Source organism: Treponema sp. R80B11-R83G3 (genome assembly GCF_054786115.1).
In genome coordinates this window covers 1-651 of the sequence record NZ_BDHF01000400.1, presented here as the reverse complement: position 1 = coordinate 651, position 651 = coordinate 1, and the positions used below count along the sequence as shown (strand labels likewise).

The 651-nt window shown below is 38.4% G+C and carries 1 pseudogene; it reads left to right on the top strand.

What is annotated here, in order from left to right:
* Positions 1-456: 456 nt before the first annotated feature.
* Positions 457-570, top strand: a pseudogene (locus tag ACYVRH_RS14105) (leucine-rich repeat protein); the annotation flags it as partial.
* Positions 571-651 lie beyond the last annotated feature (81 nt).

Sequence of the window (651 nt, the reverse complement as noted above, 5' to 3'; positions counted from 1 at the left end):
TTTTCGGTAGAGACCGCCCTTTTTTGTGCGGACATTCGATGTGCTATCCAAAAAATCTGGATAAAAATGGACAAAAAAGTATGGCAAGGGCAAAACGCAAAATTCAATAAAGACGCAAAAAACGGCATTGGAAGGGGTTTTATTGGGCATAAAGGTTAAATGTGATGCGATAATGGGGATTAACGCTGTTTCGTGGGCTTTTATGGGCGTTATAAATGGTGTTTTGAATAGGGTCTGCGGTAATAAATATACAGGTTTGTTAAATGCTGTAATGTAAAATGCGCTTATGTTACACCAGATAAGACATCATATTTGTTGAATAACGGTGGGTAATTATGAGTAATTAAAAATAATTATGAGGAAAGTAGTTGACTTAATTCGTTATCTGATATAGACTTATGAGTAATAAAGCGTACTTGTGAGTAGGCATTAGAAAACTGTAACACTGTACCCGACAGCGTTACCAGCATTGGGGATTACGCTTTTTCCGGTTGCACCAGCCTTACCAACATAACCATACCCGCCAGCGTTACCAGAGTTCGTACCCCATTACTCCCTATTACCCTGTAGTACTCCCTATTGCTCTAATTCTATACCAGATAAGAAATTATGTCAATACTTATTACTCCCTATTACTCCCTATTACCCCCT